Genomic DNA, 19717 nt, shown 5'->3' with positions numbered 1-19717 from the left:
TCATGCTTGAGGCATTGCTGGTCTATCTGGGGGAGACCCAGCGCGAGGGGCGCGTCGTTACACGGCGATTGCGCGCGACCATAATCCTGTCGGTTCTGACCGGGATATTCTTCCTGATCGCCTTCATCGCCGCCGTGGTGGCGGGGTCAATCTATCTTGCCCGGCATGTGGGTGCAGGCCCTGCGGCGCTCGTCGTCGCCGGGACCGCGTTCCTGCTCGGAGTCATCATGCTGGTGGCGCTGGCGATCGTCAAACGTCCGAGGGTCTATGCCGCACGGCCCGCTGTCGCGCCTTTCACGGCGGTGCCGCTTGCCGCAGCGCCGCTCGCCCTGCAATCGCTGCTGACGCTGGCGATCCAGGCACGTCCCTATGCGACGCTCGCCGTGGCTGTCGCGGCCGGTTTCCTGGCCACAAGGGTCAATACGAAAAAGTCCAAGTAATTTCTTGGCGACACGATAAGGCAAACCGCGCGTCCAGACGATGGATGCGCGGTTTTTTTTATGTTACCCGCGAAGGATAGACTGGTTGATGGCGTTACCCGCCACGCCGCCCTTATTTGAACAAAGTGACATACAGTCTCGGGCAGTCTCGGCGCGTCCGTAATTTTCTGAAAGGCAATTGATGAAGAAGAAAGTCCTTGTCGTCGGCGGTGCCGGCTATATCGGTTCGCACACCTGCCTTCTCCTGTCTGAGCGAGGATATGAACCGGTCGTTTTCGACAATCTGTCCAACGGGCATGAGGAATTCGTCCGCTGGGGACCCTTCGAACAGGGCGATATTCGCGACCGGGCGCGACTGGACGAAGTCTTCGCCAAACACCGGCCGGAAGCCGTTCTGCATTTCGCCGCGCTGATCGAAGTCGGCGAATCCGTCAAGCAGCCCGTGGCTTTCTACGACAACAATGTCATCGGCTCGCTCAACCTCCTCTCCGCCGCCATCGATGCCGGCGTCACGGCATTCGTTTTTTCGTCCACCTGCGCAACTTACGGTTTGCCGGAACAGGTGCCGATCGACGAGACGCACCGGCAGGCGCCGATCAACCCCTATGGCCGCACCAAATGGGTGGTGGAGCAGGCGCTGAAGGACTACAGCACCTATAAGGGGCTGCGCTCGGTGATGCTGCGCTACTTCAATGCCGCCGGCGCGGATTTCGAAGGCCGCATCGGCGAATGGCACAAGCCGGAGACCCACGCGATCCCGCTGGCCATCGAGGCCGCCCTCGGCCGGCGTCAGGGCTTCAAGGTGTTCGGCACGGATTACGACACACGCGACGGCACCTGTGTGCGTGACTATATCCACATTCTCGATCTCGCCGATGCGCATGTGCGGGCGGTGGATTATCTGCTGGCCGGCGGGGAGACCGTCGAACTCAACCTCGGCACCGGCACCGGCACCACGGTGAAGGAATTGCTGGCAGCGATTTCGAACGTTTCCGGCCGCCCCTTCCCCGTTGAATATACCGGGCGACGCGACGGCGATTCCACGACGCTCGTCGCCAATAACGACAAGGCGAAGGAGGTTCTCGGCTGGGAGCCGCGTTATTCCCTGTCGGACATCATCAAATCCGCCTGGGCATGGCATTCCTCCCGCAATGCCGGGGATTGAACAGCCGGCGAACAAACATAAAAAAGACACCGGCCTGTTGGCCGGTGCCTCCTGCGGGACAGCTGATTGAAGCCGGTCCCGCTCCTGCCTCCCAGGGACGGGAATTAGGGCTTGGTGGCGGACGTCGTCGTGCTGTCGGGAGCCGCAGGTGTTGCCGCATTCTTCTCGCTGGCCTTCTGTTCCAGCGTCTTGAATTCGGGAGCGGCCTTCAGCGTTTCCGCCGTTTCTGTCGTTGTCAGGCGGATGGTGCCGTCCTGCGCGTTGCGCGTCATCGTCACCTTGTCCATCGGAACGGCAACGTCCTTTGCGCCGATACCCAGGAAGCCGCCCACACCGATCACGGCCGCAACCAGACCACCGTCTTCTTCCATGATCAGGTTGGTGACGTTACCGATGCTTTCATCGGCCGCAGTATAGACCGACTTGCCGATATAATCGTTAGCGCTGACCTGCGTTTCGCCCTGTTCGGTCAGATAGGCGCCGCCTGTCGTTGTCCCCGCGCTGTCATTGGTCGAAGGAGCGGCAGGCGTCATCGGGGTGGCAGGCGGGGTTGCCGGCTCCGTCTGCGTACTCGGATTTGCCGGCGCAGGCTGGGTGGTGCCCTGAGCGATGGCCAGCGGCGCGAAAGCCGTCGTGCCCATCAGGGCGGCGGTGACGAGTATCGTAAGTTTCTTAGCCATTTCGTACCTTCCTTTCATCGTTCTCGACTGGCCGGCGGGGGATGAATTTCATGTCCGCTTCTCGGCCGGTTCGTCTGGCAAACGGGTTGGTCGTTGAAATAGTTCCGATTTTTTCAATCACGCCGACGCAATTGCGGCCTGCCGCAACAACCGAAGGTAAAAATCAGGCATTGCTAAAGGGGGACGGCACGGTATTATCCGTGTCGTAACAATGCCATAACTGCCGGAGTTTTTTGTATGCCTCGACCCGGCGACAGACTGAAAGACATGATCTCGGCTTTGCGTCGGCGCAGTGCGAATTTTTTTCCGACCGCCTCCATCGGCACCTATCTGGTGGTGATGGCGACCGTCATCACGCTCCCGCTCATTCTTTTCGGCGGCTATCTGATGCTCCGCCTCGAGGCGGAAAAACGTGACGACCTGCAAAGGGAAACCATCGAGGATGTGCGGGTGGTCTCCCGCAACATCGACCGCCGCCTGCAGGAAATCGCCACCTCGCTCAATCTCCTGTCGCAATTTCCGGAACTTGAGAGCGGCAACCTTGCTGCATTTCAGGGACGCGTCGCAGACAGCCTGAAGCGGGAAGGCCTCTACGCCATTCTCGCCACCAAGGACGGCCAGCAGCGTCTCAACACCCGGGTACCCTATGGCCAGCCGCTCAGCAAGGTGCCGGAGGGAGCTAATCTCGCCAGGGCGGTCGACTCCCGTCGCATCACCGTCTCGGACATGTTTTTCGGCGCGACCAGCAAGGAATGGGTGTTCAACGTTACCATGCCGCTTGGCCCGGAACTGGATTCGGCCGGGGATGCCCTGATCCTGACGCAGAACGCCAGCGACCTCAGCCGGCTGATCTCCACGGAAAACCTGCCACGCAACTGGGCGGTCGCCATTATCGACGGGACCAATCGCGTCGTCGTTTCCAGCGCGCAGGAGGAGGCGGAAGTGGGCAAACCCTTCGTCAATCCTGACGTACTCTCGGAAATGCAGGCCTTCAGCGGCAATTTTTTTGATAGCAAAGGTAATCTCTACGCCTATGCCCAATTGCCGGGATGGCAATGGAAGACCGTGATGTGGGGGCCGCTTGCGGCAAGCCAGGCGGTGCTGGTGGACACATGGCGACAGATGATGATCGGCAGCCTTGTGCTGGTGCTGATCGCCATTGGCGGCGCCTATCTGGTCGGCCGGCAATTGCGCAGCTCCATTCGTGACCTGACGCTGATGGCCGAGCGCATCGGTGAAGGCGAAATCGTCGCTCCTGTCGATACCAAGATAAAGGAAGCCAACCAGGTCGCCATCGCACTCTCCAACGCTTCCTTCGACAGAAGCCAGTCGGAAGAGCGGCTGCAATTGCTGCTGCACGAACTGGTGCACCGTTCCAAGAACATTCTGACGCTGGTTCAGGCGATGATACGGCAATTGGGACGCGAGAATAAAAGCATTCCGGAATTCCAGAAGGAGGTGGATCACCGCCTGCGCGGCCTTGGAATGTCGATCCGGGCTCTGGCGGAGGTTCAATGGCAGGGTCTGCCGATCCGCAAGTTGATCGAGACCCACCTCGATGTTTTCGGCACCGTGTCGCAGCGCATCGCGCTGGCGGGAGACGATTTCATGCTTTCTCCGGAAGCGGCACAGAATTTCGGTCTTGTCATCCACGAGCTGACGACGAATTCCATCAAATATGGCGCACTGTCGGTTCCATCGGGAAAAATTACCGTGCGCTGGCAGTCGCTTGAAAAAGACGGACGGCAGATGATCCATCTCGTCTGGACCGAGACGGGCGGACCGCCCGCCAGAGAACCGAGCCGCAAAGGCTTCGGCACCACGGTCATCAAAAGACATGCGGAAGGCGCCTTCGGCGGGCAGGTGCTGACGGAATATCGTGAATCCGGCTTCGAGTGGTCGCTGGAAGCGCCGATGCGTTACTTCACGCCCAAACGATCGGAACAGACAGGCGCGCATTGAGGCCGGGACTTGCGGACCTATCCGCCGTGCAGACGGCAAAAAAGCCGGGGCAAAAATGGCCGGTATTTTGCACAATGTTAAAAAAAACGCATTTTTTGGGAACCGAATCCGGTCGGGCGTGTTTTTACTGCAGGCCAAGCAATTCCCCCGTCCCCGCCTGAAGCTTGGCTGAAAATAAACAGGTTTCGCCCCTGAAAACCTGTCATAAAAATAGCACGGCTCTTTCATGAGCCGTGCTTTTTGTTTTGGTTTTCATGAAATGAAAGAGGAACCCGGCGCTGCGCGCGATATCGCGATTTCAGGCATCCGCGCCGTCGCCGGACGGAAATTTCAGCCGGTAGACGATCCGCTCCGGCGTCAACTCGTATTCGGCGCTTCCCCCCAATGCGGACGGAACCACCTTTTCGAGCACCACGCTGCCGAAACTGCCGCGCCGGGTCTCCGCCGGCTCTTTCGACGGCATCATCGGCTCATTCCATTCCACGATATAAAAATCGCCCTCCTGACGACATTGCAGGGATATGGGCGGGTGATAGGCAAGATTGCCGCTATGGCTGACGGTGTTGACGACCAGCTCGTGGAAGGCGAGCCCGATATAAAGCGCGCCATTCGGATTGAGCAGCAGGTTTTCGCCTTCCATATGGATGAGGTTCGGATACTCCGGCACATAAAGATCGAATTGCTGGCGCAGCAACTCGAATATGCGCGCGCCCCGCCAGTCTGAGTCCGTGATGAGATCCTGACTCTGGGCAAGGGCGTGCAGTCGGCCGCGGAACTTGCGCAGGAAATCATCCTTGGTGAGGCTGAAACGGGCCGTCTGGCCGGCAAGGCTCTGGATGATCGCCAGGAGATTCTTGGAACGGTGGCTGACCTCGCGCAGCAGCGAGCGCAGAAGCTGTTCGCGCCGCCTTTCCGCCGTTACCTCCCGAATGGTGGTTTTCAGCACCGTCTGGTTCGACTGGTTGAAGGTGGAATGGACCTGAAACTGAAAAACCCGATCCTTGCCGGCGTTGACTTCCAGCATGCCGCGGCTGCCGGCCGTATTCATGTCCTTTTTAAGTTCGGCAAGCCTGGCGGAAAGGTCGTTACCGAACAGATTTTCATCGGTCGGATGGGAATCGGCCGGAAGTTTCCAGACATCCGGCAGATTGGCCACGAATATATAGTCGCGGTTCCAGTCCTGCAGCATGACTGTCTCACCCGAATCGAGCAAGGCGAGGACGAGCGAATCGTGAAGTTCGCTTTCGTCCCTCTCCGCGTTATGCCATGCCAGCCGATGCAAATTCGTCTCCTTGCAGAAAGCCGCGGGGCAGTCCCACGACCGTAACCGCCAACGCCCGGGCACCAGAGTGGTTCCCGGTCAGCCTGCGGTTTCGGCAAAATTCACGCCGCGACGCGTGAGCTTTCGTTGAAAAACAGGGCCTGGCTGATAAGCGCTTTCACCATGTCCGGATTAAACGGCTTCGTCACAAGGAAGGTCGGCTCCGGCCGCTCGCCCGTCAGAAGACGCTCGGGGAAGGCGGTGATGAAGATTACCGGCAGCGTGGTCATCTGCAGGATGTCCTTCATCGCATCGAGACCGGAACTGCCGTCGGCGAGCTGAATATCGGCAAGGATCATCTTCGGCTGGGTGCGATGGAAGAGATCGAGCGCTTCCGTGTGGGTGCGGGCGATGCCCGTGACGCGGTGGCCGAGATCGGTAACCATCTGCTCGATATCCATGGCGATAAGAGGTTCGTCCTCGATGATCATGATATCGGTCGCCACCTGCCGGGCGATTTCAGACGCTGCCTCGTCGATCAGCTTGCCGACCTGATCCTCGGAGACCTTCAGAACCTCTGCGGTTTCCGAAGGCGTGAATTCTTCGACCGTGGTCAAAAGGAATGCCTGACGGGCCAGCGCCGGCACGGCGGAGAGGTTGGCCGAGGCGCGTTTTTCCCATCCCGACAGGTTTTCGTCGGTCTTAATATTGATCGTGACGGAACTAAAGATCGATACGAACAATTGATAAAGCGAAACGCGATCGCTGCTTGTCTGCGGAAAAATGCTGATATCGGCGATCAGAGCTTCGAGTGTTGCCGCAACATAGGCATCGCCCGTCGATTGTGAGCCGCAAACGGCACGCGCGAACCTGCGCAGATATGGCAGGTGCGGTGCGATGCGTGTAGAAACTGACATGGAATTCTCCCCTTTCATGCGGTCTGCAACGCAAACCCACGATAGCAACGTGCGCATTGCAAAAAAAGTTCCGGAGCGCCGGAACTATTTTTTTCACGGCGCATTCTTTGCCACGACGCAAAAGGAATACCGGACGTTATGAGCATATTTCAATCGGACCAAGATCAGCCGGACAATTCGGCCGCCCCCCAGGTTCCACACTCCGGGCGGGCGGTGATTTCCCGTAAGCTCAGGGAGCTTTATGATGCCGTTCAGGATGAAGGCATCCCTGACAAATTCCTCGACCTTCTCGAAAAACTCGATGAAGCCGAAAGCAGAGCCAAAATGAAGGCTTCGGAGGAATGATGGCGAAAGAGCCGGAGCAGACAGAATACAACTTCAAACGGGAAATGCTGGCGGCGCTGCCGAACCTGCGCGCCTTCGCGATTTCGCTCATCCGCTCGCGGGATCGTGCCGACGACCTCGTGCAGGACACGATCATGAAGGCATGGGCGAAACAGGACAGCTACCAGCCGGGCACCAATATGCGGGCATGGCTAGTAACGATCCTGCGCAACGAGTTCTACAGCCAGATTCGCAAATCCGGCCGTGAGGTGCAGGATACGGACGGCGTCTATACCTCGCGCCTGTCGGTGCCGCCGGAACAGCATGGTTCGGTCGACCTTCAGGATTTCCGCGCGGCACTGGCAAAACTGCCGGACGACCAGCGTGAAGCGATCCTGCTGATCGGTGCCTCGGGTTTTGCCTACGAGGAAGCCGCCGAGATTTGCGGTTGCCCCGTCGGCACCATCAAGAGCCGTGTCAGCCGCGCAAGGCTGCGCCTGCAGGAATTGCTCGGCATCGAAAACGAAAACGAGTTCGGCCCGGACGCGCAGATGAGCGCGGTCACCGCCGCCGCCACGGCGCGTTGAGAGCGCTGAATTCGGACAGTGGCGAACGGGCGGGCCTGCGTCTGCCCGTTAAGACGATGACAAAGGCCGCAAACCTCTCCTCCGTCATGCCGGACTTGATCCGGCATCCAGCCACGGCGCGTCTGCGCCGTGAAAGGACTCTCTCGCGATCAATGACTTGATCGCACTGGATCCCGGATCTAGTCCGGGGTGACGGTGTGTGGATGATACGGCGAGCGCGCGCCTGCCACTGTCTTCGTGTTACCCCTTCAGATACCCGTTTCCTTGACCGATTGCATGACCACGAAGGTCGAGGTGTTGGCCACGGATGGCAGGCTTGAGATTTTCTCGCCGAGCACCCTTCGATACTTGCGGATATCGCTGGTGCGCACCTTCAGAAGATAATCGAAGGCGCCGGCGATCATGTGGCACTCCTCCACTTCCTTGATCTTGCGCACCGCCGCGTTGAATTCCTCCAGCGCCTTTTCGCGCGTATCGGAAAGCTTTACCTCGGCGAAGGCAATGTGATCGACACCGAGCTTCTGCGGATTGAGCATGGCGCGGAAGCCGAGAATATAGCCCTCATCCACCAGCCGCTTCAGCCGCGTCTGGCAGGGCGTCTTGGAAAGACCGACCCTTTTCGAGAGCTGCAGCACGGACATGCGCCCGTCTTCGCTCAGCGCCTCGAGGATCTTGAGATCGAAGTGATCCAGATCGTCTGTTTTTTGGCTATTTGCCATGTAATTTTACGCCATATCTCAAAAATAAAAGTTCATATTGCCTATTTTATCCTGAAAATAGGGCCATAGCAATTTCTGCGGTGATGATATTGTCTGCGACAGGATGACAAGCGGTGGTCGGAGGACAAGCTGCCGCCGAAAGTCTGTCTTCAACAGCGTTTTCAGGATTTTCAGAATGGCCGATGGTGCAAGCAACGCCGGTGTAGTGGCGAACGGTATCTTCCAGAATTTTGCGCCGCCGGTGCGCGAGCAAAGCCTGCTGCGCAAGGCGGTCACCGCCGCCTATCGCCGCCCGGAGGAAGAATGCCTGGCACCGCTGATCGAGGCGGCAACGGTAACGGCGGAAGAGACGAAAGCCATTCGCGACACGGCCAGCAAACTGATCGAGGCATTGCGCGCCAAGACCAAGGGCACCGGCGTCGAGGGACTGGTGCAGGAATATTCGCTCTCCAGCCATGAGGGCGTGGCGCTGATGTGCCTTGCCGAAGCGCTGCTGCGCATTCCCGACACCGCCACCCGCGACGCGCTCATCCGCGACAAGATCGCCCGCGGCGACTGGAAATCCCATATTGGCGGCGGGCGCTCGCTCTTCGTCAATGCCGCCACCTGGGGCCTCGTCATCACCGGCAAGCTGACCTCCACCGTAAACGATAGCGGCCTTTCGGCGGCGCTGACCAAGCTGATCGCCCGCGCTGGCGAACCCGTCATCCGTCGCGGCGTCGACATGGCCATGCGCATGATGGGTGAGCAATTCGTCACCGGCGAAACCATCGGCGAAGCGATCAAGCGTTCGAAGCCGCTGGAAGAACAGGGCTTCCAATATTCCTACGACATGCTGGGCGAAGCCGCGACAACCGCGAAGGATGCGGAGCGTTATTACAAGGACTACGAAAACGCCATCCACGCCATCGGCAAGGCGTCTGCCGGCCGCGGCATCTATGGCGGTCCGGGCATTTCAATCAAGCTTTCGGCGCTGCATCCGCGTTACGCTCGCGCGCAGGCCGAGCGGGTGATGGCGGAACTGCTGCCGCGCGTCAAATCGCTGATGCTGCTCAGCAAGAAATACGATATCGGCCTCAACATCGATGCCGAGGAAGCCGACCGGCTGGAACTGTCGCTCGATCTTCTGGAGGAACTGGCGCTCGACAGGGACCTTGCGGGCTGGAATGGCCTCGGTTTCGTCGTGCAGGCCTATGGCCGCCGCTGCCCCTTCGTTCTGGACTACATCATCGATCTCGCCCGTCGCTCGGGCCGCCGCATCATGGTGCGCCTCGTCAAGGGCGCCTATTGGGACGCGGAAATCAAGCGCGCGCAGGTGGAAGGGCTGGAAGACTTCCCGGTCTTCACCCGCAAGGTCCACACGGACGTCTCCTACATTGCCTGCGCCCGTAAGCTGCTCGCCGCACGCGATCTGGTCTTCCCGCAATTTGCGACCCACAATGCGCAGTCCATGGCGACGATCTACCATCTCGCCGGCCCCGCCTTCAAACTCGGCGACTATGAGTTCCAGTGCCTGCATGGCATGGGCGAACCGCTTTACAGCGAAGTCGTCGGCAAGAAGAAACTCGACCGGCCGTGCCGTTTCTATGCCCCCGTCGGCACCCATGAGACGCTGCTCGCCTATCTCGTCCGCCGCCTGCTGGAAAACGGTGCGAACTCTTCCTTCGTCAACCGCATTGCCGACCCAGCCGTGCCGGTGGATTCCCTGCTGGAAGACCCGGTTGCCGTCGTCAAGGCCTATACCGTTCCCGGCGCACGTCACGACCGCATCGCCGCCCCCGAAGGCCTGTTCGGCCCGGAACGCAAAAACTCCGCCGGCCTCGATCTTTCCAGCGAAACGACGCTCGCCGCACTGGACAAAATCCTGAAGGCAGGTGTTGCGACGGAATGGAAAGCCACAGCGCCGCAGGCAGGGGGCAACACGCGCCCGGTTCTCAACCCCGGCGACCACAATGATATCGTCGGCCATGTGACGGAGCCGACTGAAGCCGATGTCGAAGCGGCCATGCAGCGGGCCGCGGCCTCAAGCTGGCCCTCCACCCCGGTGGACGAACGCGCCGCCTGCTTGGAGCGGGCCGCCGACGCGATGCAGGCAGAAATGCCCGCCCTGCTCGGCCTCATCATGCGCGAAGCGGGAAAATCCATGCCCAACGCGATTGCCGAGGTGCGCGAGGCGATCGACTTCCTGCGTTATTACGCGGCGGAAGCCCGCAGAAACTTCAAGACCGGCGAAACGCCGCTCGGCCCGGTCGTCTGCATCAGCCCGTGGAACTTCCCGCTCGCCATCTTCATCGGTCAGGTCACGGCGGCGCTGGTTGCCGGCAATCCGGTGCTGGCGAAGCCCGCCGAAGAAACGCCGCTGATCGCAGCGCAGGGCGTGCGCCTGCTGCATGAGGCCGGCGTTCCGCAGGATGCCGTGCAGCTTCTGCCGGGCGACGGCAAGACGGGTGCGGCGCTTGTTGGCTCACCCCTTACAGCCGGTGTAATGTTCACGGGTTCGACGGAAGTGGCGCGGCTCATTCAGGGCCAGCTTGCCGGCCGGGTTCTGGCCAATGGCCAGACGGTGCCGCTGATCGCCGAAACCGGCGGCCAGAACGCCATGATCGTCGATTCCTCCGCGCTTGCCGAGCAGGTCGTCGCCGATGTCATTGCATCCGCTTTCGACAGCGCCGGCCAGCGCTGCTCGGCGCTGCGTATTCTCTGCCTGCAGGAAGATGTGGCGGACCGCACGCTGACCATGCTGAAAGGCGCGCTGCACGAATTGCGCATCGGCCGCACCGACAAGCTTTCCGTCGATGTCGGCCCCGTCATTACCGCCGAGGCGAAAGGCATCATCGAAAAGCACATTGATGGCATGCGCTCGCTCGGCCACCGGATCGAACAGATCACGCTTGCCGGCGAAACCGGCAAGGGCACCTTCGTGCCGCCAACCATCATCGAAATGAAATCGCTCGCCGATCTGAAGCGCGAAGTCTTCGGCCCGGTGCTGCACGTCATCCGCTTCAAGCGTGACAATCTCGACCGGCTGATCGACGAGATCAACGCCACCGGTTACGGCCTGACCTTCGGCCTGCATACCCGCCTTGACGATACGATCCAGCACGTTCTGTCCCGCGTCGCGGCCGGCAATCTTTATGTGAACCGCAACATCATCGGCGCGGTGGTCGGCGTGCAGCCCTTTGGCGGACGCGGCCTTTCCGGCACCGGTCCAAAGGCCGGTGGGCCGCTCTATCTCGGCCGCATGACGCACACCGCACCGAAGATCGACCGCATCGCCAGCCAGCAGGATCAGGCCGCCGTCGATCTCGCCCGCTGGCTGGATGAAAACGGCGAAACCGTCGCGGCCGAAGCCGCACGGCAGGCGGCAGCTCGTTCCGGCCTCGGCTTCGAAACCGAGCTGGCGGGTCCCGTCGGCGAGCGCAATGTCTATGCACTGCATCCGCGTGGAAAGGTTCTGCTGGTTCCGGCAACCGAACAGGGGCTTTACCGCCAGCTTGCGGCAGCGCTCGCGACCGGAAACGCGGTTGTCATCGACAATGCTTCGGGACTGGAGAAATCCATTTACGGACTGCCGGCAACCGTGACCTCGCGCATCGTCTGGGCGGATGACTGGGAAAAATCAGCGCCCTTCGCCGGCGCGCTGGTCGAGGGCGATGCGGCGCGTATCGTGGCGGTCAATAAAAAGATCGCCGCCCTGCCCGGCCCGCTGGTTCTCGTTCAGGCAGCGACAACGGAAGCGCTTTCCGGGGAAAGCCAGCCCTATAATCTCGACTGGCTGGTCGAAGAAGTCTCCGTCAGCGTCAACACCACAGCCGCCGGCGGCAATGCCAGCCTGATGAGCATTGGCTGATAATATCGTCCAGCGGGGTCTCGGCCCTGCCGGTTCATGCCTTATCCGTTGGTGTCGCCACGGCCGAAGAGCTGGTTCAGAACCTGCTCTTCCAGCCTTGCGAATTCCGCCGTACCATGACGGCGCGGACGCGGCAGTTTCACATCGAGATCGAGCGCGATGCGCCCTTCGTCGATGACGACGATGCGATCCGCAAGCGCCACGGCCTCCGATACATCATGGGTGACGAGAACGGCGGTGAATTTCTGCTTGCGCCAGATGCGCTCCAGCAGAAGCTGCATTTCAATGCGGGTGAGCGCATCGAGCGCGCCAAGCGGCTCATCCAGCGCCAGGATTTGCGGATGGGCCACCAGCGCACGCGCCAGAGCAACACGCTGCTTCTGGCCGCCGGAAAGCACATAGGGCCACTCACCCGCCCGGTCCTTCAGACCGACCTCCTCGAGAATGGTAAGCGCCTGCTCCTGCGCCGCCTCGCCCTTGGCGATGCCCGTCAGCCCCACGGAGACATTGCTCGCGATACGTTCCCACGGCAGAAGACGCGGCTCCTGAAACATCATGCGGGTGCGGCTCGATGCATCTTTCGACACGGTTCCGGTCGTCGGCGTGTCGAGGCCGGCCAGAATGCGCAGGAGCGTGCTCTTGCCGCAGCCGCTCTTGCCGATGACGGCCAGAAACTCGCCTTCCCGCACATCGAGATCGATGCCGCGCAGAACCGGTTTATCGCCAAAGCTCTTCGCTACATTGCGGAAGCTGAAGGCAACCTTGCCTTCGGTCGTCTTCTCGCGTTGTTCGATTTTCCCCTGCGACGGGAGGGATGGCGGGGCATCCGGGCGTCTCAGCGTCGTCACATTGCCGGTCGACATGGGTTACCTCAGACTTTCTTGAAGGCTGGATGCCATTGCAGGAAGATGCTTTCGAGGAAGCGGGCGAAACTGTCGGCCAGCTTGCCGAGAAGCGCATAGATGAGGATCGACAGAACCACGACGTCGATCAGCAGGAACTCGCGCGCCTGCATGGCCATATAGCCGAGGCCGGACGAGGAAGAGATGGTTTCGGCGACGATGAGCGTCAGCCACATGATACCGAGCGCATAACGCAGGCCGGTGAAAATGGCGGGCAGCGCGCCGGGCAAAATGACCCGCCGGAACAGCGTGAAGGGCGACATGCCGTAGGTACGGCCCATCTCCACCAGTTGCGGATCGACACCCTGAATGCCGAGCAGCGTGTTGATGTAGATCGGGAAAAACACCCCGAGCGCGACGAGGAAAAGCTTCGCCTCCTCATCGATGCCGAACCACAGGATGACCAGTGGAATGAGCGCCAGATGCGGAATGTTGCGGATCATCTGCAGCGTCGTATCGGTGAAGCTGCGGGAGAATTTGGAGAGGCCATTGGCCAGGCCGAAAATGAAGCCGATGGAGCCGCCAATGGCGAAACCGGCGAGTGCGCGGGCGGAGCTGACGCCGATATTGGCGACAAGCTCACCCGAGAGCAGAAGCCGCCAGAAGGCTTCCGCGACAGCCGAAGGGGCCGGCAGCACATTGGCGGAAATCAGACCGGCACGCGCCGCCGCCTCCCAGCCCGCAAGAATGAGTGCGGGGAGCAGCCAGCCTGTGATGCCGCCAATCTCGATACGCTTTACGGTACTCATGGCATGCCCTCCGACTCTTGCTCAGTTCGTCGCGCCCGACCAGACGGCATCCTTGATGCTGATCTGTTTCGGGATCAGACCGAGACGATAAAAGCGGTCGGCGGTTTCCTGCTGACTGGCGACGATCTTGTCGTCGATCTTGGTAATGCCGAATTCCGAGCGGTTCGCGGCGAGCGTCTGCGCCTCCAGCGGCACACCCGTCACCTCATGCAAAGCTGCGGCGACCTTGTCGCGGTTGGCGGCGGACCATTTCGCCGCCTCGCCTAGAGCATCGATGGTGATGTTGATGGTGTCTGCATTGGATTTGGCGTAATCGCGATTGGCGAGGAAATAGGTGCTGACAGCAAGCACATCGCTGGTGCGGGCCAGAGTGACCGGCTTGTAGCGGGTTTCGGCAATCGCATAGAAGGGATCCCAGACGGCCCAGGCGTCGATCTTGTCGCTGGCGAAGGCGGCGGAAGCATCGGCGGGGCTGAGATACACCACCTCGATGTCGCTGAATTTCAGGCCGTTCTTCTCCAGCGCCGCCACCAGCAGATTATGCGCGCTGGTGCCCTTGCCGACACCGACCTTCTTGCCCTTGAGATCGGCAACCGACTTGATGCCGCTTTCAGGCTTGGTGAAGATCGCCTCACCCTTGCCGTTCGAAGGAAGGGCCGCGACATAAACGATGGCGGAACCCGCCGCCTGACCGAAGATCGGCGGCGCATCCCCCGTCCAGCCGACATTGATGGAGCCGACATTCAGCGCCTCCACCAGCGGCGGGCCAGCGGTGAACTCAACCCAGGAAACCTTCACGCCCTTGGCCTCAAGCGCCTTTTCGATGACACCCTGCTGGCGGGCGATCACCGGCAGGCCGGTTTTCTGGTAACCGATCTTCAGCTCTTCCGCCGCCTGCGCCTGCAGCGGCAGAACCGATAACGCGGCGGCAACAAAAAGGCTGGCGGAAAGCGCGCGGCGGGTGATGGCTGGCATTTTATCTCCTTGTCACCAGCCCCTCTGGCCGGTTCACGATATGGAGCAATGCTAGGGTTTTCTATTAAAACGATAGAGAGACGATAATTCAATATGAGCAATATTGCGGGAATAAAATTCCGCGCAAATGCCTCTTTTCCGCAAATCGTCGCGGACCTTCCCGTCTGAGCCATCGAATAGAAATGCCGGCGCGGATGGAGCCGCGCCGGCATGATGTATCAATTTCTCTATGGAGGTAGCGATTATTCGATATCGAAGGAAACGCCCTGCGCCAGCGGCAGCGCCTTGGAGTAGTTGATGGTGTTGGTGGCGCGGCGCATATAGGCCTTCCACGCATCCGAACCGGATTCACGGCCGCCGCCGGTTTCCTTTTCACCGCCGAAGGCGCCGCCGATTTCCGCACCCGAGGTGCCGATATTGACGTTGGCGATACCGCAGTCGGAGCCTTCCGACGACAGGAACCGTTCCGATTCCTGCATGTCGCGGGTGAAGATCGATGAGGAAAGACCAGCAGCGACAGCGTTATGGTCTTCTATCGCCTGATCGAGATCGCTATATTTCATGACATAGAGGATCGGCGCGAAGGTTTCTTCCAGCACCGGTCCAGCCTGCTTCGGCATTTCGACCAGAGCAGGCTTGACGTAATAGGCATCCGGCGCACCCGTATCCACACGCCCGCCGCCATTCACTACGCCATCATGGGCTTTCGCCGCTTCGAGGGCCTTCTGCATGCCGTCGAAAGCCGCCTTGTCGACCAGCGGGCCGACGAGTGCGGAGGTTTCCAGCGGGTTGCCGACGGAAACGGAGGCATAGGCCTTTTTCAGACGCGGCACGAGCTGGTCATAGACGCTGTCATGCACGAAGAGACGGCGAAGCGTGGTGCAGCGCTGGCCGGCCGTGCCCATGGCGCCGAAGGCGATGGCACGCAGCGCCATGTCGAGATCGGCGGAAGGGCAGACGATGCCGGCATTGTTGCCGCCGAGTTCCAGAATGGCGCGGGCAAAGCGTTTCGCCAGACGCGGGCCGACATCGCGGCCCATGCGGGTGGAGCCAGTGGCGGAGACGAGCGGCACCTTGGGATTGTCCACCAGAGCTTCACCCACCGCGCGGTCGCCGATCAGAAGCTGCGAAAGACCTTCCGGCGCATCGCCGAAACGGGCGGCCGCGCGCTCGAAGATGCCCTGAACGGCAAGCGCCGTGAGCGGGGTCTTTTCCGAAGGCTTCCAGACCACCGAATTGCCGCAGACAATGGCAAGCGCCGCATTCCACGACCAGACGGCGACCGGGAAGTTGAAGGCGGAGATGACGCCGACGACGCCGAGCGGATGCCAGGTTTCCATCATGCGATGGCCGGGGCGTTCGGTGGCGATGGTGAGACCATAAAGCTGGCGGGAAAGGCCGACCGCGAAATCGCAGATATCGATCATTTCCTGCACTTCGCCGAGGCCCTCGGAGGGAACCTTGCCGGCTTCGAGCGACACGAGACGGCCGAGATCGGCCTTGAAGGCGCGCAGCTCTTCGCCGAGCAGCCGGATCAGCTCACCGCGACGGGGCGCCGGCACATTGCGCCATGCCTTGAAGGCGGCATCGGCCCGGTCGATCACGGCTGCTACACCCTCGACCGAAACGGTCTTGAGGCTTGCGACCTGTTCACCCGTCACCGGGCTGAAGGAGGCCATATCGCCGCCGGTATAAAGATCGCGGGCAACGCCCATCCTGTCGAGCAGGGCCGCGGCTTCCTGTTTCACGTCGAGCTTCGTGGTCGCATCCATGTCCATCGTCCTTTTGGCTTAAAAGGGGAGGAAAGGCCGTTTCGATACGGCGCTTTCAACTCCCGTCACTCTTCTTTCCCCGAATTTGCCATTCGTTCTGTGAAACTGGCGTTTTACACCGTTCCATTCTTTCCCGTAATCATATATGGGCATAATGGCCCTTTTCCAATGAGGAAAGCGGGTAAGTTGATGCGAGAATGGAATGGATCCGCGCAGAAGACTGGTCCCTGACATCGTTACCCTGCAGGCGTTCGAATGCGCGGCACGGCATGGCAATTTTACGCGTGCGGCGGAAGAACTCAACCTCACGCAGAGCGCGGTGAGCCGGCAGATCGGCGAACTGGAAGCGCAGACGGGAATGCAGCTTTTCGAGCGCATCCGCAGGCGGGTGGTGCTTTCGGAGGCGGGGCGTAAATTCCTGCCGGATGTGCGGCGCCTGTTGCAGCAATCCGAGCAGCTGATGGTGCGCGCGGTTTCAGCCGGAACATCGCACGCATCGCTTTCCGTCGCGACACTGCCGACATTCGGCAGCCGCTGGCTGATGCCGCGCCTCCACCGCTTCATCGACGCCAATCCGGAAATAACGATCACCATCGGCTCCCGCTCGCATCCCTTCGATTTTGATGAAGAAGGTTTCGATCTCGCCATTCACTACGGCCAGCCGGTCTGGGCGCATGGCACCTGCACATTTTTGTGCAACGAAGTCATTGTGCCAGTCGCAAGCCCCGCCCTGCTGCGCCGCGCCAGCGTGAGCAAGCCGCAGGATCTGACCGGGCAGCCGCTGCTGCATGTGACGACGCGGCCGAAACTATGGACGGAATGGCTGGAGATGAACGGGGTGACAGCCGAGAATGCCTATCAGGGCAGCCGTTTCGACCAGTTCTCGATGATCATTGAGGCCGCCGCAAGCGGCATCGGCTTTGCCCTTCTGCCGAAATATCTCATCGAGGCGGAGATCGCCTCCGGCCGCCTCGAAATCGTCTTCGACATCCCCTTGCAGACCGACAAGAGCTATTACGTCGCCCTTCCGGAAGGACGGCAGGACAATGCGCTGGCCCGCGCCTTTCAGGCCTGGCTGCTCGATCAGGTCGGCAAACCGGTGTAATCCGTCATCCGCTCAGTTCGAAGGATGGAGAGAAACGTCATACAGCCCCGGAAGATCGGGGCCGACGGGCACGATGCGGGTCGGGTTGAGCGCCTTGATGGAATAATAACCGCGCTTGATATGGTCGATATTGACCGTGTCGCGCACGCCCGGAATGGTCAGCACTCGCATCATATAGGCCTGCAGCGCAGGATAATCGGCGATGCGGCGAAGATTGCATTTGAACAGGCCATAATAGGCGGCATCGAAACGAACCAGCGTCACGAAGAGCCGGACATCCGTTTCGGTCAGGTGATCGCCGAAAAGGAAAGGCCCGCCTGAGATGAGGCGGCTTTCGAGCTCCTGAAGCGTCGCAAACACATCGGCAAAGGCCTCTTCATAAGCAACCTGCGTGGTGGCGAAACCGGTTCTGTAAACGCCGTTGTTGAGGCGCGGATAGATGTGGTCATTGAGAGCGTCGATCTCATCGCGCAGCGCCTCTGGATAGAGGTCCACGCTATTATCGGCCAGAGCGCCGAAACCGGAATTCAGCATGCGTAGAATATCGGCGGATTCGTTGTTGACGATGGTTTTCGTCTTTTTATCCCAAAGCACGGGCACGGTGGCCCGGCCGGTATAATGCGGATCCGCGCTGGTATAGACCTCGTGCATATAGGTAAAGCCGTTGAGCGTATCGCGGTCCGAACCCGGATAGTCGCCGAATTTCCAGCCCTCGTCGAAAAGGGCGGGCTCAACCACGGAAACGGAAATCACCTCCTCCAGCTTTTTCAGCTTTCGGCCGATCAGCGTGCGCGACGCCCAAGGGCAGATCAGCGCGACGTAAAGATGATAACGGCCGCTTTCGGCCGCAAAACCGCCCTCGCCCGTCGGCCCCGCCGAACCGTCAGGCGTTACCCAGTTGCGGAAGCCGGAGGTCTGGCGAACGAAGCCGCCCTTCTTGTCGGTTGCCTGCACCGGATGCCATTCGGCAGTCCATTTTCCATCCACGAGCATTCGCGGCTCTCCGTTCATCTAAAGATGAAAGCCTTATCGGCCGGGTTGCCACCGCTTCACAAGCCGCGCTTCGGTTGACGCACTGTTTCCGATCAAGGGTGAATTCACAGGCGATTGCGGAAAAACGGGTTCCAGCGCACGGTGCCAAGCCTCACCTTTTCGCGGATCATCGTCAGCAGTCCCGATGCGGCGATGACGGCCAGACCAAGCACGGCGACCGCATCCGGATATTCGTGGAAGAAGGCCATGCCGATCGCCACCGCCCAGAGGATTTGCGAATAATGCGATGGCGCGATCTGGCTTGCCGGCGCGATGCGGGTTGCAACCAGAAGGGTGATCTGCCCCGTTGCCGTGCAAAGGCCGATGAAGGCGAAGGCCAGAAGCTGGTGCAGGTTGGGCATGACGAATTCGGGGATGGAGGCAATGCCGTTGAAGGTGAGGCCGTAGATCAGCAGCACGCCCATGATCGAGGTGCGCTTTTCCTTGCCCGCAAGCGAGCGCAGCAAAACGATGGTCATTGCCGCGAGGAACGCAACGCCGATGGCGGCGAAATGCCCGAGTTCCAGTGTCTTGAAGCCTGGCCGCACGACGAGGATCACGCCGACGATACCCGCCAGAACCGCCGCCCAGCGCCATGGGCCGATATTCTCCTTCAGCACGACGGCGGAAAGCACGGTCACGAAGAGCGGCGACAGGAAAATCAGCGCATAGGATTCCGCCAGCGGAATGGTGGTGAAGGCATAGATGCCGAAAATACCCGCGAAAAGGCCTGAGATGGCGCGCCCGTGCACGGCAAAGGGCCGGCTCATGCGCCAGAATTCACGCCACCTTTCCTCGCGCGGCTTGCTGAAGAAAATGAAGATGCCGGAAAACAGAATGCTGAAGAAGCCGATTTCGAAAACGCTGATCTGCGATCCAAGCGACTTGATGGTGGCATCGCCCATGGAAAAGGTCGCATAAGCGAACAGACCGAGCAGAAAACCCTTTTGCATTTGAACGTCCCCAAACACCGACCGCAATGCAAAGCATCCCCCGGCCGCGTGGAACGCGACCCGGACGCCCCTTCAAGGGACAGACAGTCTGGCAGATTTGATCCTCACCCCTATGGCTAGACCCGGCTACCTATGAGTGCAAGCCGCAAAAGAAGTAAAATCGCCCGATTGGACCCGGCCAGTGCAAATGGCTGCAAGGTGCGGCAAATTTGTCCCGCCATGGCCATCACATCCCCGTCATGGAAAGAGGTTAGCCGGTGTTGATCGTGGCGCTTGGCGACGGGCATGAAGGCGGCTAAATATTATCATGCGATTTTCATCCGC

At 60.4% G+C, this 19717-nt stretch carries 17 protein-coding genes; 7 read left to right on the top strand and 10 right to left on the bottom strand.

All coding sequences use genetic code 11. The features are described 5' to 3' along the window. The first annotated feature begins 2 nt into the window (after positions 1–2). Together FGF54_RS21530 and galE are read left to right on the top strand one after the other, a co-directional pair. On the top strand, positions 3–440 hold the full coding sequence (locus tag FGF54_RS21530; RefSeq protein WP_142781057.1) for a hypothetical protein: 438 nt from the start codon (positions 3–5) through the stop codon (positions 438–440). Between the two features lie 181 nt (positions 441–621). Then, positions 622–1605 (top strand): UDP-glucose 4-epimerase GalE, encoded by a 984-nt coding sequence (galE, locus tag FGF54_RS21525; RefSeq protein WP_142781056.1) that lies wholly within the window; start codon positions 622–624, stop codon positions 1603–1605. 104 nt (positions 1606–1709) lie between these two features. On the opposite strand, the gene FGF54_RS21520 is transcribed toward galE, so the two are convergent. Beyond that, a complete protein-coding gene (locus FGF54_RS21520; RefSeq protein ID WP_142781055.1) occupies positions 1710–2285 on the bottom strand; it encodes a PRC-barrel domain-containing protein in 576 nt (191 codons plus the stop codon). 237 nt (positions 2286–2522) lie between these two features. On the opposite strand from FGF54_RS21520, the gene FGF54_RS21515 reads away from it, so the two are divergent. Beyond that, positions 2523–4247 carry a sensor histidine kinase gene (locus tag FGF54_RS21515; protein ID WP_168208209.1) on the top strand — a complete coding sequence of 575 codons (1725 nt, stop codon included), beginning with the start codon at positions 2523–2525 and terminating at the stop codon, positions 4245–4247. A gap of 298 nt (positions 4248–4545) precedes the next feature. On the opposite strand, the gene FGF54_RS21510 is transcribed toward FGF54_RS21515, so the two are convergent. Together FGF54_RS21510 and FGF54_RS21505 are read right to left on the bottom strand one after the other, a co-directional pair. After that, positions 4546–5529 (bottom strand): sensor histidine kinase, encoded by a 984-nt coding sequence (locus FGF54_RS21510; RefSeq protein ID WP_020811597.1) that lies wholly within the window; start codon positions 5527–5529, stop codon positions 4546–4548. A gap of 101 nt (positions 5530–5630) precedes the next feature. Beyond that, a complete protein-coding gene (locus tag FGF54_RS21505; protein WP_003522529.1) occupies positions 5631–6425 on the bottom strand; it encodes a response regulator in 795 nt (264 codons plus the stop codon). A gap of 138 nt (positions 6426–6563) precedes the next feature. Between FGF54_RS21505 and FGF54_RS21500 the strand changes: the two genes are divergently transcribed. Next, entirely contained in the window at positions 6564–6770 is a 207-nt protein-coding gene (locus tag FGF54_RS21500) for a NepR family anti-sigma factor (RefSeq protein WP_003522527.1), read from the top strand. Further along, positions 6770–7336, top strand: a complete 567-nt coding sequence (locus tag FGF54_RS21495; protein ID WP_003508744.1) for an RNA polymerase sigma factor — start codon at positions 6770–6772, stop codon at positions 7334–7336. The genes FGF54_RS21500 and FGF54_RS21495 overlap by 1 nt, the downstream gene beginning before the upstream one ends. Positions 7337–7584: 248 nt before the next feature. Here FGF54_RS21495 and FGF54_RS21490 read toward each other — a convergent pair whose 3' ends face one another. Beyond that, entirely contained in the window at positions 7585–8055 is a 471-nt protein-coding gene (locus tag FGF54_RS21490) for an Lrp/AsnC ligand binding domain-containing protein (protein WP_003522526.1), read from the bottom strand. A 175-nt stretch (positions 8056–8230) separates the two neighbouring features. On the opposite strand from FGF54_RS21490, the gene putA reads away from it, so the two are divergent. Continuing rightward, positions 8231–11905 (top strand): trifunctional transcriptional regulator/proline dehydrogenase/L-glutamate gamma-semialdehyde dehydrogenase, encoded by a 3675-nt coding sequence (gene putA, locus FGF54_RS21485; protein ID WP_142781053.1) that lies wholly within the window; start codon positions 8231–8233, stop codon positions 11903–11905. Positions 11906–11946: 41 nt separating this feature from the next. Here putA and FGF54_RS21480 read toward each other — a convergent pair whose 3' ends face one another. The 4 genes from FGF54_RS21480 to FGF54_RS21465 all read right to left on the bottom strand — a co-directional run bounded on the left by FGF54_RS21480 (position 11947) and on the right by FGF54_RS21465 (position 16303). Continuing rightward, entirely contained in the window at positions 11947–12768 is an 822-nt protein-coding gene (locus tag FGF54_RS21480) for an ABC transporter ATP-binding protein (protein ID WP_142781052.1), read from the bottom strand. Positions 12769–12776: 8 nt separating this feature from the next. Then, complete coding sequence (locus tag FGF54_RS21475; protein ID WP_142781051.1) at positions 12777–13556, bottom strand: ABC transporter permease subunit; 780 nt, start codon at positions 13554–13556, stop codon at positions 12777–12779. 21 nt (positions 13557–13577) lie between these two features. Then, entirely contained in the window at positions 13578–14531 is a 954-nt protein-coding gene (locus FGF54_RS21470) for an aliphatic sulfonate ABC transporter substrate-binding protein (RefSeq protein WP_142781050.1), read from the bottom strand. Between the two features lie 242 nt (positions 14532–14773). Further along, a complete protein-coding gene (locus tag FGF54_RS21465) occupies positions 14774–16303 on the bottom strand; it encodes an aldehyde dehydrogenase family protein (RefSeq protein ID WP_080858188.1) in 1530 nt (509 codons plus the stop codon). 202 nt (positions 16304–16505) lie between these two features. Here FGF54_RS21465 and FGF54_RS21460 point away from each other — a divergent pair, with 202 nt between their 5' ends. Next, positions 16506–17408 carry a LysR family transcriptional regulator gene (locus FGF54_RS21460; RefSeq protein ID WP_142781049.1) on the top strand — a complete coding sequence of 301 codons (903 nt, stop codon included), beginning with the start codon at positions 16506–16508 and terminating at the stop codon, positions 17406–17408. 12 nt (positions 17409–17420) lie between these two features. Here FGF54_RS21460 and FGF54_RS21455 read toward each other — a convergent pair whose 3' ends face one another. Then, the gene (locus tag FGF54_RS21455; protein ID WP_142781048.1) at positions 17421–18401 is read right to left on the bottom strand and encodes a glutathione S-transferase family protein; all 981 of its coding nucleotides are present in this window, start codon (positions 18399–18401) and stop codon (positions 17421–17423) included. A 104-nt stretch (positions 18402–18505) separates the two neighbouring features. Then, positions 18506–19393, bottom strand: a complete 888-nt coding sequence (locus FGF54_RS21450; RefSeq protein WP_142781047.1) for a DMT family transporter — start codon at positions 19391–19393, stop codon at positions 18506–18508. Positions 19394–19717: the final 324 nt, after the last annotated feature.

It is taken from the genome of Agrobacterium sp. T29, from assembly GCF_006970545.1.
GTDB lineage: Bacteria > Pseudomonadota > Alphaproteobacteria > Rhizobiales > Rhizobiaceae > Agrobacterium > Agrobacterium leguminum.
Note: the sequence above shows the minus strand (reverse complement) of the source record. Positions and strands in the feature narration are given on the sequence as shown.

What these genes read in the sequence shown, in the direction of transcription:
- FGF54_RS21530 (WP_142781057.1), top strand. Translation starts at nt 3, where the DNA reads ATGCTTGAGGCATTGCTGGTCTATCTGGGGGAGACCCAGCGCGAGGGG.
- galE (WP_142781056.1), top strand. Translation starts at nt 622, where the DNA reads ATGAAGAAGAAAGTCCTTGTCGTCGGCGGTGCCGGCTATATCGGTTCG.
- FGF54_RS21520 (WP_142781055.1), bottom strand. Translation starts at nt 2,285, where the DNA reads ATGGCTAAGAAACTTACGATACTCGTCACCGCCGCCCTGATGGGCACG.
- FGF54_RS21515 (WP_168208209.1), top strand. Translation starts at nt 2,523, where the DNA reads ATGCCTCGACCCGGCGACAGACTGAAAGACATGATCTCGGCTTTGCGT.
- FGF54_RS21505 (WP_003522529.1), bottom strand. Translation starts at nt 6,425, where the DNA reads ATGTCAGTTTCTACACGCATCGCACCGCACCTGCCATATCTGCGCAGG.
- FGF54_RS21500 (WP_003522527.1), top strand. Translation starts at nt 6,564, where the DNA reads ATGAGCATATTTCAATCGGACCAAGATCAGCCGGACAATTCGGCCGCC.
- FGF54_RS21495 (WP_003508744.1), top strand. Translation starts at nt 6,770, where the DNA reads ATGGCGAAAGAGCCGGAGCAGACAGAATACAACTTCAAACGGGAAATG.
- FGF54_RS21490 (WP_003522526.1), bottom strand. Translation starts at nt 8,055, where the DNA reads ATGGCAAATAGCCAAAAAACAGACGATCTGGATCACTTCGATCTCAAG.
- putA (WP_142781053.1), top strand. Translation starts at nt 8,231, where the DNA reads ATGGCCGATGGTGCAAGCAACGCCGGTGTAGTGGCGAACGGTATCTTC.
- FGF54_RS21480 (WP_142781052.1), bottom strand. Translation starts at nt 12,768, where the DNA reads ATGTCGACCGGCAATGTGACGACGCTGAGACGCCCGGATGCCCCGCCA.
- FGF54_RS21475 (WP_142781051.1), bottom strand. Translation starts at nt 13,556, where the DNA reads ATGAGTACCGTAAAGCGTATCGAGATTGGCGGCATCACAGGCTGGCTG.
- FGF54_RS21470 (WP_142781050.1), bottom strand. Translation starts at nt 14,531, where the DNA reads ATGCCAGCCATCACCCGCCGCGCGCTTTCCGCCAGCCTTTTTGTTGCC.
- FGF54_RS21465 (WP_080858188.1), bottom strand. Translation starts at nt 16,303, where the DNA reads ATGGATGCGACCACGAAGCTCGACGTGAAACAGGAAGCCGCGGCCCTG.
- FGF54_RS21460 (WP_142781049.1), top strand. Translation starts at nt 16,506, where the DNA reads ATGGATCCGCGCAGAAGACTGGTCCCTGACATCGTTACCCTGCAGGCG.
- FGF54_RS21455 (WP_142781048.1), bottom strand. Translation starts at nt 18,401, where the DNA reads ATGCTCGTGGATGGAAAATGGACTGCCGAATGGCATCCGGTGCAGGCA.
- FGF54_RS21450 (WP_142781047.1), bottom strand. Translation starts at nt 19,393, where the DNA reads ATGCAAAAGGGTTTTCTGCTCGGTCTGTTCGCTTATGCGACCTTTTCC.